General features: G+C 39.9%; 10 protein-coding genes and 1 pseudogene. 1 reads left to right on the top strand and 10 read right to left on the bottom strand.

Annotation, left to right across the window (positions count from 1 at the left end; translation table 11 throughout):
- Positions 1-111: 111 nt before the first annotated feature.
- The 5 genes and pseudogenes from RM368_RS05525 to RM368_RS05505 form a co-directional block, all read right to left on the bottom strand.
- Positions 112-363 (bottom strand): hypothetical protein, encoded by a 252-nt coding sequence (locus tag RM368_RS05525; protein WP_322693124.1) that lies wholly within the window; start codon positions 361-363, stop codon positions 112-114.
- 437 nt (positions 364-800) lie between these two features.
- On the bottom strand, positions 801-1,589 hold the full coding sequence (locus RM368_RS05520) for a peptidylprolyl isomerase (protein ID WP_322693123.1): 789 nt from the start codon (positions 1,587-1,589) through the stop codon (positions 801-803).
- Positions 1,590-1,764: 175 nt separating this feature from the next.
- Positions 1,765-3,309, bottom strand: a pseudogene (locus RM368_RS05515) (HlyD family efflux transporter periplasmic adaptor subunit).
- Between the two features lie 116 nt (positions 3,310-3,425).
- Positions 3,426-6,536 (bottom strand): peptidase domain-containing ABC transporter, encoded by a 3,111-nt coding sequence (locus RM368_RS05510; RefSeq protein ID WP_322693122.1) that lies wholly within the window; start codon positions 6,534-6,536, stop codon positions 3,426-3,428.
- A 1,935-nt stretch (positions 6,537-8,471) separates the two neighbouring features.
- Positions 8,472-8,660, bottom strand: a complete 189-nt coding sequence (locus RM368_RS05505; RefSeq protein ID WP_322693121.1) for a hypothetical protein — start codon at positions 8,658-8,660, stop codon at positions 8,472-8,474.
- A gap of 217 nt (positions 8,661-8,877) precedes the next feature.
- On the opposite strand from RM368_RS05505, the gene RM368_RS05500 reads away from it, so the two are divergent.
- On the top strand, positions 8,878-10,074 hold the full coding sequence (locus RM368_RS05500; RefSeq protein WP_322693120.1) for an acyl-CoA dehydrogenase family protein: 1,197 nt from the start codon (positions 8,878-8,880) through the stop codon (positions 10,072-10,074).
- Positions 10,075-10,212: 138 nt separating this feature from the next.
- On the opposite strand, the gene RM368_RS05495 is transcribed toward RM368_RS05500, so the two are convergent.
- The 5 genes from RM368_RS05495 to ssuC form a co-directional block, all read right to left on the bottom strand.
- Positions 10,213-11,163, bottom strand: coding sequence for a D-2-hydroxyacid dehydrogenase (locus tag RM368_RS05495; protein ID WP_322693119.1), 951 nt, complete (start codon positions 11,161-11,163; stop codon positions 10,213-10,215).
- A gap of 136 nt (positions 11,164-11,299) precedes the next feature.
- Positions 11,300-11,683, bottom strand: a complete 384-nt coding sequence (locus RM368_RS05490) for a hypothetical protein (RefSeq protein ID WP_322693118.1) — start codon at positions 11,681-11,683, stop codon at positions 11,300-11,302.
- A gap of 101 nt (positions 11,684-11,784) precedes the next feature.
- A complete protein-coding gene (locus RM368_RS05485; RefSeq protein ID WP_322693117.1) occupies positions 11,785-12,309 on the bottom strand; it encodes a GNAT family N-acetyltransferase in 525 nt (174 codons plus the stop codon).
- A gap of 245 nt (positions 12,310-12,554) precedes the next feature.
- Entirely contained in the window at positions 12,555-13,325 is a 771-nt protein-coding gene (locus tag RM368_RS05480) for an ATP-binding cassette domain-containing protein (protein ID WP_322693116.1), read from the bottom strand.
- A 140-nt stretch (positions 13,326-13,465) separates the two neighbouring features.
- The gene (gene ssuC / locus RM368_RS05475; protein WP_322693115.1) at positions 13,466-14,293 is read right to left on the bottom strand and encodes an aliphatic sulfonate ABC transporter permease SsuC; all 828 of its coding nucleotides are present in this window, start codon (positions 14,291-14,293) and stop codon (positions 13,466-13,468) included.
- Positions 14,294-14,335 lie beyond the last annotated feature (42 nt).

The following is a 14,335-nucleotide window of genomic DNA, read 5'->3' as shown; positions in this document are numbered from 1 at the left end:
GGCTCAAATGAGCAAAGAGCCTTCGGCAATTTATCAATATACTAAGCTTTCGAACCTAACTCTACTTGCAGAAGTTAATACTTTTTTTGAGTAGAGTTTAATTATTACTTACTAACTGGACTTAGTGGAAGCTTGGCTTATTGAGGAAGCAGTAGCACTATTCTTAGTGGTGGTAGCGTTAGTTTGGGTGAAAGCTGAATTGTTCACGCCGCCGGTTGCAGAAGCATCTGCTATTGCTTGTGCAAAGTTGGTGTATTTTGGAGTAGGTTTGGGTTTGATTACTATTACTATTACCTTACCGTTACCACCACCAATAATTTCTTCTGAGGTATTTTCCAAGTAGTTCAGATCAGAAATGATCATTTGAGTTCTCCTAAAATTTGTAACTGTTGTTGGGAATATTTGGTTTAACCAACTTATTTCGTTTGGCTATACATCTAATATACTTTATTCCTCAAATAAGTCAATGCTTTTTTGAGGAATTTATGATTAAAAAAACTAATATATTTGTGTGAAAAAATCATTATTTATAGTCTTAATTGAAGTTAGAAAAAAATGCATGAAAAATTTAAGCAGAAATTAAGATTATTACTGCCTAGCAAGAGTTATAGCGGTTTAATTTAAGTTTTAAATAACGCAAATACAGCACTTTGTAGATATATTTACAAAACACTAAAAAACTAAAACTATTAAGTTTTAAAGGAAATCAAAACTGTATCTGCAACATTTTTTGAATACTAGAGAAATCTACCCTAGTTCAGGGAGATAATTAGCGACAAAAACATTTGAGATTTCCTGAACTATTTAGTCTTGGTGAATAACATATCTATTAATTCCTCTTGTGAACCGTCTGAATCTATTTGAGTAACTATTTTCATCGCGTTGATTTGTTGCTTTAACCAATCAGAAAAGGATTCTGTAATGATTTTTTGGCGCAACTGTTCATCTAATTGGGGTTGAATGACTTCTTCCACCCAAATTAAATACACTCCCTTGGGAGTCGTTATCGGTTTGAGAGCTTCTGGTGGTGCAGCAGCAAAGACAGCGGCTGCAATCTCTGGACGAAAATCTTTGCGGTATCGGAGTCCTTTGTATCCATAAGCACGACGAGCTTCTGGTTCTGAGATATATAGACGAGCAATATCTGGAAAACTGATTTCGCCTTCTTCTAGGGCATAAAAAAGTTCTAAAGCCAAGTCTCGATCCTCGAAGACAACTTCGTAGGTAACGGCGGCGATATAATCTAGCTGATGTTCGTAAAAGTGCTTTTCCAGTTGATCGGAAAATAGATGATTCGCTAACTTCCGCGAAAGGATGTTGTTGTAGGCTAATTCTTCAAACTGATCCACAGAGAGGTGGTGTTTTTCTAGCCATGACCAGGTGTCTTTAGCTTTGACAAGCTTCTTGGCGAACCTTAAGTTATCTCCTTCTTGCTGTAGTTCTTCTGGCGTGACTGTAATTCCTGCCGCTTGAGCTGCTTCGGTAATAATACTTTGCGATGCGATCACTTCTACAACAGCAGGTATCTGACAAGAGAGTTTAAGATTGTGAATGATATCTGAGGTAGAAATGGTCAGATTGTGGGGCATAACACTATATCTCCAATAATTAAGGGGATTGGGTATCCCTTCTCTGCGAGACGCTAGGCGAACGGCTTACTTCGCAACGCTTGACACAAGTCCCTCAGGGCAAGTGAGCACGCGGCATTAATTATTCCTCCAATCTCCCTTGTCCTATTTCCTGATTTGGGTGCGATATCTTTAACTACATCTCCAAACCGCCCTTTTTCAGTTTTTTGAATGGATCTAGAACAAAGTCAATTACTCGGCGTTGACGAATGATCACTTCAGCATTTGCTGTCTGACCGGCACCTAATGGAATACGTTTGTTGCCATTTTGGACATACTGCTGGTCTAAGGTGATTTCTAATTCATAGGTTTCGATGTTGCCTTGGGGTGTTTGGCTAACTTTCGAGTCAGGCGAGATCCAAGTAACTTTTCCTGGCACGATGCCATACTCTTGGAAAGGATAGGCATCAAACTTGACTTTTACTGGCATTCCTACCTTCAAGAAACCGCTATCCTGATTAGGCATATTGGCTCTGAGTACCAAGTCTGTTGTTGCGGGTGCAATTTGGGCAATCCTTTGACCGACTTGTACCACCGCTCCTGGTTTAGTTGTGGGTAATTCAAAAATCACTCCATTAATCGGCGATCGCACCATGCGCTGCTCAATTTGTACTTTTATAGATTTAAGCTGGATTTTAGTCTGAGCGATTTCTGATTGCGTTGCTGTTATTTGTGCTTGTATATCTTTTAGCTGCTCCTGATTTTTCATTACAGCTAGTTGTCCGGCTTGCGTGGCACTTTTATAACTACTTTGTTCTTCTTGTAGTCGGAGTTTTGCTTGTTTGATATCAGATTCCAACGTTTTGATCGTTACTTGATAATTATTTAGCTCTTGGGCTAAACGTAATTCGGCTTGTTTAATATCTGATTGAGATTTTTTATAAAGTCGTTTGCTTTCTTCCTCTTGTTTTTTTATTTAATCAACTTGGGTTGGAGAAACTGCGCCATCTTGAACGAGTGTGCTAAAGCGTTCAGTTTGCTTAGAATTTATACTCAAAAGTTTTTTAGCCGATTCTTGATCGTCGCGACTGCTGGAAATTTGCTGCTCTGCTTGTTTAACGGATGATTGTTTTTCTAACTTTTGAAGGTTATAGCTACTCAGTTTGGCATCCAGGTTTTGCTGTACCTGGTTGAGTTGAGCCAATTTTTCTAATTCTTGGGATTTATTTTGTTGTTCTAAAAGACTCGTTGACATTAAGAGTTGATTTTTCAGCAGTTCCAGTTGAGATTGCCGATTTTCCAGCCCTTGCAATTTGCTCTGGACTTGTTGGAGATCCGTTTGCTGCAAATCAGAATCCAGTTTCAGTAAAACCTGACCGGCTTTAACCGTATCTCCTTCTTTGAAGTTAACTTCTTTAACACTCCCACCAGCTTGAGCGTCTATTTTTTGAGTTGCGCCTTTAGGTTCTATACGCCCTCTGGCGCTACCAGTTTCATCGACTTTTGAAAGAGTTGCCCAAGGCAAGAATAGACCAGCAAAGCCGATGAGCGTATATAACAAACCACGAGTCCAAATTCGAGGTAAGGCATCGAGTAGTTTTTCTGTACCGTAGTACAAATCTTGACTTTCATTTTCTGCCTCTATTTGCTCGTCAAATACCGATTCCTCTTGCTGTTTGTAACTTTGATATTCATCTTGCTCATCTGGGGGAAGTGGGGACGATCTGTTGGGATGTGGCATGGTTTTATTTCCGATAACAGTAGATGGGGAATGAGGGAGAAATCAATTCAAAATTCAAAATTCAAAATTGTTCGTGTAGAGTCTCGTAAAGAAGAAAAAGACTGCCCAATGCCCCATCAACTAACTTGAGACATCTGTTGTTGATTCAGGTAGTAATAATGACCTTTTTTAGCGATTAATTCGTCGTGGGTACCGCTTTCTACCAAAATACCTTGATCTAAAACCAGGATTAAGTCCGCGTTGCGGACTGTAGAGAGGCGGTGGGCAATAATTACACTTGTGCGTCCTTTAAGAATTGTTTTGAGGTTGTTTTGAATAATCCGTTCTGATTCTGAATCTAGGTGACTAGTGGCTTCATCAAACAGTAATAACCGGGGATTTCCGAGCAAAGCACGAGCAATAGCTAGGCGTTGGCGCTGTCCACCAGAAAGCATACCACCGCTTTCACCAATTTCGGATTCGTAACCCATCGGTAGTTTTTGAATAAATTCATCAGCTCCAGCATATTTTGCTGCTTGGCTAATTTCTTCTGAAGATGCATTTGGATTAGCGATCGCAATGTTTTCGCGAACAGTCCCACCAAATAGAAAAGTATCTTGGTCTACAACGCCGATTTGGGAACGGAGCGATCGCATAGATACACTGGTGATATCGTGACCATCAATGAGTATTTTGCCATCTGTCGGTGGGTATAAACCTAAAATTAATTTACTGAGAGTTGTTTTTCCAGAACCACTGCGCCCTACGACTGCAACCATCTGTTCCGGCTGAATTTCAAAGTTGAGATTTTCTAATACGTTAGTATCGCTTTCTGAGTGATAACGAAAGGTAACATTCTGAAAACAAATGTTACCGCGAAGTTTACCCAACGATTTGCGGGGTTTAATTGCTAAGTCTTCTTCTGGTTCCGCCTCCAATACATCATTAATCCGTTCGGTAGAAATCACGATTTCCTGTAATTCATTCCACAGCAAAGCTAGCCGTTGGAAAGGACTCAAGACGTTACCCACCAACATATTGAAAGCAACTAATTGTCCAATAGTTAGTTCGTTATTAATTACCTGGGTTGCTCCGTACCACAGCAATGAAGTATTTACAAAGGTGTGGATGACGCCGCTGATAATTTGCAAGCGATTGTCAATGATTTGAGCATTAAAGTCTTTTTTGATTAAATCATTTAGCAGTTCCTCCCAACGCCAACGCACTGTCTGTTCAATTGCCAATGAGCGGACAGTACGAATTCCGCTTAGGGATTCTATGAGATAGCTTTGTTCTTTGGTAGCTGCATTAAAAATATCTCTGGAGATGCGGCGCAAAATACTTGTGCTGGCTAGCGCCAAGATAAAAAATGGCGGTACAGTACACAGCACGAATAATGCCATCCGCCAGCTATAGGAGAACATCAAAGCCAGATAAACTACTAATGTCAGCATATCCAAGACAATGGAGAGTGTCTGACCAGTAAGGAAGTGCTGAATTTTCTGGTTTTCTTGGATGCGCGAGATTATATCCCCAACGAAACGCGACTCGAAATAAGCAAGGGGCAAACGGAAGGTATGTTTAATGAAGCCTACAAGTAAGGCGATACTAATGCGGTTAGCAGTGTGAAATAACAGATATTGCCGTACACCGTTGACAGCAACACCAAACAACCCAAAAACAATCATTCCCAAACCAATGGCGTTTAAGGTTGGAACACTGCGTTGCACAAGTACTCTGTCAAGCAACAACTGGGTAAATACTGGTGTTACTAACCCAAATAATTGAATGACTATCGAAGCTATGAAAATTTCAAGTAGTGTTCGATAGTGAGGTTTGACTAGCTCAAAAAACTTCCAGAAGCTTCTACTTTCGTCTTTAGCACTTTTTAGTAGAGCTGTTGGTTGTAGTAACAATGCATAACCAGTCCAACCTGCTTGAAATTCAGCTTTTGTCAAACTGCGTTGACCAAGAGCCGGGTCACATACAATCACCCGCTTAGGAGTGATTTCATAGACAACAATAAAGTGTTTACCTTCCCAGTGAGCAATTGCAGGTAAAGGCTGTTCTGCTAATTTATCAAGAGTAGCTTTCACTGGACGGGTGGCAAAACCCAGGTATTCTGCTGTTGCTGCCATCGCTTTTAGGGATGCACCGTTGCGAGTGACATTGGTCATATCCCGTAGGCGATTGATACTAAAATGTTTGCCCCAATAGTTACCAATCATCACCAAGCAAGCAGAGCCACAATCAGCTGCACTTTGTTGGGCATAGAAGGGATAGCTTTTGGTAATCCGCTTCCACCAATGCCCCATTTGTACTTTCGGACTGGGAAAGTAAAAACGTGATTTTTTTGTTGGCTGTTGTTGTGACGGCTTCTCTCTTTGGGGAAAAGGAATAATTTTAGATTTTGGAGATTGGGAAGTTTTTTCTCTAGTACCTAATCCCCTGCGACACACTGAGTCGGTCGTTGTGTCCTCAGTCTCCAATTCCGTTTCGCTGACACTCATGCCAAAAGCCCACTCCCCCAACTCCGGGAAGTATTCTATTGCTGTTTGCATTTGGTCATTTTTCAGAATGTAAGCAATCGTTGGTTGCGTTGTTTGCCAATCTCCTTGTTTTGGTTGAGCAAAGATTGTACCTGGTGTCAAAAAATCGCCTTCAGAATGCCGCACTTGACCTTTGTACAATAGCCACAACTGTGAATCTTGGGATATTTGTGGACTTACAGAGCCAGTTTCTAACTGGTGTCGCTCAAACAAAGATAAGGCTTTGAGCATTCCTGAAACTTGTGATGTATGGCGGGGGAATTGTGATACTTGGCGACATAACAACAACAAATCCCAAAGTTCTGCACGGGCAAATAGGCGATCGCGAATGTTAGGATACTTGTCTATCAACCTTTGCAATGCTTCTTGCCTGAAATAGCCAAGTTTCAAGCTTGTCGAAGCTCTAACTACATAAGGACTAAAGTTAGCTTCGGGAAACAAGGTCAATTCACCAAAAACAGACCACGCACCAAAGGTAGTAATTAAATTCTCAGAGCTATCTAATAGTCGGACTTTACCTGTAAGAATAATATATATACCAGGATTCGCCTGTGCAGATTCCCAGAATTGCTTTGCTGATGGTGGCTCCACAATCTCCATTTCTGCCAAGAAGTCCTCTAATTCTTTTTCTGAGAGTTTTGTATCTAAGGTGTACAAAATTCTTTCACCCAGATGTTGCTCAGAAAGCACTGATGGCATTTTTTCATCTCCACAAAAAAAATTTACTTATCAGTCGAATCCAATTCAAAACTTCATTAAAAATATTATTTAATCCCGTATTTTTACCGAGGAAACTCTCAGCTTTATTAAAGTAGAGTTGAGAAAGAAACAGTATGCTATTAAAGCATCTATCTTTTACATCCAAGGTATTTTTATTGAGTGGGCAATCTACAAGAAGTTGTTGCAGCGAGTTATTGATGTGGCAATAACTAGTGTAAATGCTGGAATATCGAGCTAGAGCTTTGTTTAACGACATTTAGCTTCAAAAGCAACTAGCTGCATTGACAGCCTCCGCACAAATATGGATTGCTCATTTTTGCAATCAGCAGTGGTTGTAAGCGATCGTTAAGAGGAATTATTTTCGCGATCTAATTTGCTGTATGCAGTAAGATCTGTGCAAAGTATTTCATTCCTCAATCACAAACTGAAGTTTTTTTTAGTTCCGGACAATGTTATGGCTGAAAGTTATTTCATGCTCTCGAACAACACCTGACTCGGAAGAATTTTTAAAAGAATGTTTTCAGACATTCCTAACTTTTTAACAGCCTTGTCTTGACTTAAATGGTGTGACATAATTGTAGTTAGAAATTGCATTGAGTCGTAAATTATGTGAAAACGTAATTCATTAGCAGTTGTGTGAACAAAGCCTGACAGCAAAAAACCCACAACTACAAATCTGACTAACGTTGTAGTGTTAATCAGAAATTTACACAACGTGCAATTAGCTCCCAGCATATTCCCTAGTACTTTGGCGAGTCTAGGGGATAGTCTCCGGGATAGCTTCATCCCGCTCGTGCAACCTGGAACAAAAGAAGATTTTGAGTAGGCTACAAGAAACAGAAGACGATAAAAACTATAAAAGCACATCGTAATTTTGTTTAAGTAGTATTTTACCAATTTAGCTAAATTACACTTAAACAAATATTGCTTGAGTTTGCTTGGAGATTCCAGAATGGATCTTTTTCCAGCACTGCTTAGTATCTTTTAGGGAGCATCTAGCAAGCTATTTAACGTTTGTATTATACCTCCTATAGTGTAATAAATGCAAGTAACCAAAAGAGACTTGCGAACATCATCATATTTACATACAAACATGATATTTACATAATTAGCTTACACTCTTTCTGTTCTTAAATTTAGATATTTTAGTAGTTTCTTAATGTAAATTTTCTGACAAGTCACCTAATAGATGATATTTAACAAAAAAAATATATTTAACAACCATTTATACATTAAATCTTTAAATAGCGAGGTAGCATAACATGATGCTAGTCATAACGGCGACTATTGTTAGCTTAAAGGTAATATTTAAGTTGTTTAAATTAGCTGTGAGGTAAAACACATTAATGTTGTGATCCGGCACACACACTAGTTAACTAAGCCAATCTTAGCATTTTTTCCCTCAAGGGTATAGCAGCAATACATATTACAGCTTGATAGAAGTTGAGAAATAATCATCATGTTTAAATGAGCTTATAGTTCAAAAAATGACAATAAGTAGCAAATTCGTCTTTTAAAACCAAAGATTGCGAGCCGATCGAGTCAAGTAATAATAAATGGATAAATTGAATGGTGGTTTATGAGCCAGTGCCCTGACAAAGTGTAACACCATCGCTTTGGTAAAATATAGAAAATCATCCATAGCGGTTCTTAATCAGATAAAGTACATCCTCAAAGTTAAAAAAATATATATCCAGTCCAGTTATACCTCAGTTGCAGAGGAACCGCTATAAAAGTAACCAATATCACTTTGGTTGCGATCGCCAATGCTGTTGCTGTATATTTATCCATTGGAAAATCTACTTAATGAGGAAATTATCCCTGTGCGATCTAGGGATCTTTATATTACTCTCAACAGAGAATATTTAAATGCTTGGTTCCAAACGCAAAGATTTAATTTAAACGATGATTAGCTTAAAAGACCATAGGACTTACGCACAAGTTACGAAATAACGAACCGCAGAGGCACAGAGAACGCGGAAAAATTAGAGTTTGAGAGATATTTTGCGTAAATCCTAAATCGGTAGGGAATTTAGTTCCTAAATTGTGGCGCGATCGCTGAATTTTCCGCTTGGCTTGCTCTATGAAAGGAGTTTGTGTCATACTTACAAAAACCACTAATTACTAAATATCGGTCGATTTTAAGTAGTATTTTCAGGGCATTAGGGAGCATTAGAAGTAATACAGTTAGGGCAATGAGGATTGGGGGTGAGGGGAGACTGGTGTCGTGCGAAAAATTGATATTCCTGCAAACTTAAGATGCTTCCATATTGAAAAACATCTCTGATTTAGTAGTACAGTGAATTACGCAGGAGTACTTATGTCACAGTTGGAGCAAGCAGTGCCAGACACCTTTGTAGCCCAAGGCTTAGAAACTCTCCCCAATATTTTCGACCAAGTTGAGGCTCTGGCCAAAGATTTCGCTACCCGCGCAGGGGCACACGATAGAGATGCTTCCTTTCCCTTCGAGAATTTTACAGCTTTGCATGAGGCAGGATTACTCAACCTCACCATTCCACGCGAATTCGGTGGACAGGATTTGGGTTTGGCAACTATCTGTCGGGTGATTGAAGGGATAGCACGTGGCGATGCTTCGACCGCATTAGTACTAACAATGCACTATCTTCAACACGCTCATGCAGCCCATAGCCGTCGCTGGCATCCAGAAGTGTATAAACGGCTGTGTCGTGAATCAATTGAAGGCATTGCCCTGCTAAATGCTGCCCGTGTTGAACCAGAGCTAGGAACGCCAGCGAGAGGCGGATTGCCAGCGACAATTGCCGAACGAACAACAGAAGGCTGGCGTTTAACAGGACATAAGCAATACACCACAGGCAGTCCCATCCTCAGCTATTTTGTTGTTTGGGCACGGACAACTGAAGATGAACCACAAGTTGGGAATTTTCTGGTTCCGCGCGATCTCCCAGGTTTGCGAATTGTCGAAACCTGGGATCACTTGGGGATGAGAGCTACAGGCAGCCACGACCTGATTTTAGAGAATGTATTAATTCCCTCAGAGTATGCTTTAAATATCAACCCCATATCAGTTGCACTATCTTTCGATCCGCTAATTTCCACTTGGGGCAGTTTGACAGTGAGTGCCTTATATCTCGGTGTTGCTAGTAGTGCGCGAGACTGGCTTGTTAAATATCTTTGGGAGCGATCGCCTTCTAATCTCCAAGAGCCACTGGCAACTCTGTCACGCTTCCAAACTGCCGTGGGTGAGATAGAAGCACTGCTGTTTGCTAATAATAGATTGATTTATAGTTTGGCTGAAGATATTGACAAGGACGAATATGAGCCTAACGTAGGATTACAGGCACAGGCTGTTAAATACCTCACTACAACTAACTCGATTCGTGCTGTAGAAATTGCCTTGGAACTAACTGGCAATCCTGGTTTATTAAAAAGAAATCCTTTAGAGCGTCACTACCGTGACGTTTTGTGCAGCCGTATACATACGCCGCAAAATGATGTTATTTGCCAATCTTTAGGAAAGTCGGTGCTGAAAGTTTAGTGATTGGGGAGTAGGGAGCAGGGGAGCAGGGGAGCAGGGGACAAGGGGGACAAGGGGGACAAGGGGGACAAGGAGGAATTATTGAACAAGTTTCTTCCTTGTCTCCCTTGTCTCTTGTCCATATCCAATGCCCAATATTTAATATCCAGCTTGCTTGTCTACAACATTCCGTAAGGGCTGACCGTTTTGGTAGCGTTGAAGATTATCGATAAATAGTTGTGCTATGCGCTCTCTCAGGCGTGGCGATAAGGCTGAACAATGGGGAGTGATAAAAGCGTTCGGTAACGACCATAAAGGACTTTCTGGCGGCAGAGGTTCGGTTGCAACAGTGTCTAATCCAGCACCCGCAATCCAGCCATCACGTAGTGCAGTCAGCAATGCGGCTTCATCCACGATCGCACCACGAGCAATGTTAATTAGGTAAGCAGACTGACGCATAGAGCGCAATGCAGCTTCATCGATCGAGCCTTTAGTTTCTGGGGTTAATGGTGTGGCAATCACTACATAATCTGCGGCTGGGAGGAGCGATCGCCACTCATCAGCGCCTACAATTTTGTCAAAATTCGGTAAGGGTTCGGGATGGCGACGACTACCCCAAACTGTGACTCCAAAGGTTTTAGCACGAGATGCGATCGCTTGACCGATATTTCCTGTGCCGAGAATTAATAAAGTTGCGTCTGCCAACTCTTCGAGAAACACTCCTCTTACCCAAGTGTGTTCATTCTGCAAAGTTTGCAATTTCCGCAGATTCTTGGCGTGATAGAGCATAAATGCCAGTACAAATTCCGAAATTGGAATTGCATGAACTCCTGCACCATTGGTGAGGATAATGTCCTTTTGCAAAAAATTTGGCGTGAGGATGTGATTTACGCCAGCACTCGGTGACTGTTGCCAACGCAGCGCGGGTGCTGCTGTCAGTACTTTGTCAAGAGTAGAGGTTTTCAGGTAAAATCCATTGACATAAACTTCTGCATCGCTGGCATCACCATCGAGATTACCTTCACTATCCACCTCTACTACATCGATATTAGATGGTAGGTGTGGCTCTATATCTGCAATGAGATGATCGGGTAAAATTAGTTTCACCATTTGTTAGTCTTCCATTTCATTTTGAATTTTCAAAGGAACTGGGTATTAGGGCAGAAAGACAGAAGATTAAAAGTTAAATTCTTTACCAATTCCCAATGACCAATGCCCAATGTTTAGTATCCTGCTTCTTTATCTACTACATTTCGTAATGTTCTGCTTGTAAAGCATATAATTCTTGTAGATGCTTGGCATGAGCCAGTATGTAAGTAATGACAAATTCTGCGATCGGAATTCCATGCACTCCAGCCCCATTAGTGAGGATAATATTTCTTTGCAAATAAGTTGGTGTCAGGATGTGATTCACCCCTGCATTTGGTGCATGATGCCAACGCAATGCTGGTGCTGATTTTAGTATTGTATGCAGTATAGGACTTCTCGATAAAAACCAACTGAAATAAACTTCAGCATCGCTAGCATCCCCATCTAGATTTCCTTCAACATCTACTCGTACAATTTGTGTATTAGATGGTAGATGTGGCTCAATGTCAGCAACCAAATCGAGCGGCAAAATGAGCTTCATTGTAGATTACCTCTTCTTTATTTACAAGGCTATTCTGGAAATTGCCTATGCTTGACAAAAAACTAAGTGCCATTTTTCCTTGGCACACATTATGATGATATTTAGTAATATTTCAGAATTTGTTCTTTAATCTGTAAATACATAAACTCTAGATCAAAATATTGGCTATTAAATTTATATGCCATTTTCTGTGTACCATATATTTGAAAGCCCAATGATAAATAAAGTTGTTTTGCTAAAAAATTGCTTTTAACAATATCAAGTAATAAAATTTCTACTTTGTTAATAGCTTTTGCTTTTTCAATTAACTTATTCAATAGTAGTTTACCTATACCTTTTCTCCGATATTCTTGTTTAACATACATGCTACTAATATGTGCTTTGTGGCAAAGTTTTATTCTGGATTCTTGGTTAAATGCAACTATTCCAATTAAATGTTTATCCTCAAAACATCCCAAAATAAAATTGTTGTTATCTACTGGAATTTTATCCCGAAATTGTTCTGTCGTCTTAATTACTTCTTCTTGATATGTTGTGCCAAATGAATCTGCATTTTTCTCTAAAGCTTCTAATCTGATCTGTCTATAATCTTCTGCATCATCCTTTGTTAATTTTTTGACGATCATTACATTAAATATAAATAATAGATATTTGTGTATTATTGATTTTCAATAAAGCGATATAGATTATATTTTAGTTTATCTAGCTCGTAAATATAAAAAAATTACCCAGACCAGCACAGAGGAAAGTTGGGAGGTATTTTGAGTGTTCATAAAGAATTTTTTGCTATAGGCAAGTTTTAATCTCGAAGTAGCCTATTTACCGCAGCTACCTCAAGTTGAATATTGATTGACTACTAAAAGCTTAAATTTCAACTACTTAGCTGTAATAACTGGTTATTTACTTGAGTATTTTCATTGCTCATTACTCGTTCTAAAACAGCTTCTCTGATATTGATAAACACTTCGCTACTTCGATCTCGCGGGCGTGAAAGTTTCACAGGTAAATCCATAGAAATCTTTCCTTGATCGATCACTATCACTCGGTCTGCCAACGCCACAGCCTCTTCCACATCGTGAGTAACCAAAAACGCAGTAAATCTTCGCTCTTGCCACAAGTTTTCAATCAAATGCTGCATTTCTTGGCGAGTTAGAGCATCCAATGCTCCCAAAGGTTCATCTAGCAACAACAAACGGGGCTGACTGGCTAACGCTCTGGCCAATGATACCCGTTGCCGTTGTCCTCCAGACAAAACATAAGGCCACTCATCAGCTCTATCTTTAAGTCCAACTTTATTGAGTACCCACAAAGCTTTTTCACGCCAATTACCTTCTAAGCCCAACCCTACGTTTTGAATAACGCGCTTCCACGGCAGCAAGCGGGGATCTTGAAACATCACTGTTACAGAGCGGCTGAGTCTATGTAGTGGTTCTCCATCAAGTAATATTCCACCTGAAGTTGCTCTATCTAATCCTGACACAAGACGCAATAAGGTACTTTTACCACAACCACTTCGTCCGACAATAGCGACAAACTCACCTGCTTCAACTTCTAAATTCAGCGAGTTTAAAACAGTTTTCTTACCAAAAGCTTTCGTCAAATCCAAAATACTTAATTGTGTACCCTGTACATTTGAACTCACTTGCAAAACCTCCTTTTCGAGAACAACTGAAATTTAATTATTTGATCAGACCTTGAAGAAAGCAAATCACAGTCAAAATTAATAGAAGTCAAAAGTTAAAATCTGTAATTTTCAACCTTTGAGTCTAGTGAGTTTAGCTTTTATGACTTTTGGTAATTGGGGTTCCAAGCCAGAAATTTTGTTTCTAATCCTCTGGCGACAGTATCTGCTAATTTACCCAGCAGTGCATAGATTACAATACTCAATACTACAACATCGGTTTGCATAAACTCACGGGCATTCATTGCCATATAACCAAGACCAGAATCTGCCGCGATCGTTTCTGCCACAATTAGTGTCAACCACATAATCCCCAATGAAAAACGGACACCAACGAGAATCGAAGATAAAGCTCCTGGAAAAATTATTTGCCACAGAAGTTGTGGTGTTTTTAATCCATAGACTTTTCCCATTTCAATCAGTCCAGGATCAACACTACGGATACCATGAAATGTATTGAGATATATCGGAAAAAATACCCCCATAGATACTAGAAATAATCTAGCTTGATCGCCAATACCAAACCAAAGAATCACTAGCGGAATTAATGCCAAATTAGGGATAGTACGGAGCATTTGTAAGGAACTATCCAATAACTTTTCTGCAGTACGGGAAAAGCCATTGAGCAATCCTAAACCGAACCCAATACTGCCACCAACTATAAAACCAGATATCGCCCGCCCAGCACTAATTCCTATATGTTGGAACAGTTCTCCAGTTGAGCCAAGTTTAATTGCTGTAGCGATTACACCACTAGGGGCTGGTAAAATCCTGGTTGAAAGTAGACCAGTTCTAGAAGCAAGTTCCCAAAGAATTAATATGGTAACAGGCACAATCCAAGGAACTATTTTCTCGATTTGCGGGTTGTCTAACACCTCGCTCAGGGATATCTTGTTTTTGCTTTTGGTGCTTTTAAAGGTAATAGTCATGGAATTTGGGATTTTAGATTGTTCCAAAGGATGAATCTAGAA

The organism is Nostoc sp. DedSLP03 (assembly GCF_034530815.1).
GTDB lineage: Bacteria > Cyanobacteriota > Cyanobacteriia > Cyanobacteriales > Nostocaceae > Nostoc.
The sequence above is the reverse complement of the archived record's forward strand: the minus strand, read 5'-3'. Positions and strand labels throughout refer to the sequence as shown.